Raw genomic sequence first — 344 nt, forward strand, 5'->3', positions numbered from 1 at the left:
TCACCGGATACATTGACGGTCGTTTCTGGGGTTTTACCACCGTTCGTGTCGCTCGCTTGAACCGTTAACGATTCTCCCGCTGCAAAACGCGTACTGCTACCTGTGATAGCCACCGCCGCTGCATCCGAAGCGTTTACCGTATTACCACCATTAATGCTGCCAATCGCGATAGTCGGGGTGATCGGTAAAGCATATGTGGTGTTGTCATCGCCTACATTACCCAGTGTATCGGTGTAGTTGCTCACCACGAGTCCCACACTGCGGTCACTGCTGCTCGGTACCATGACGTTACCTGTCCACACTTTTTTGTCTGCCGTCGCCGCCAGTGAACTGATGGTCGTGCC

Annotated in this window: 1 pseudogene; it reads right to left on the reverse strand. The window is 53.8% G+C overall.

Annotation, left to right across the window (positions count from 1 at the left end):
* Nucleotides 1-344 (reverse strand): annotated as a pseudogene (locus AC5O63_RS22465) (tandem large repeat); the annotation flags it as partial.

Source organism: Vibrio sp. SCP2 (genome assembly GCF_059295395.1).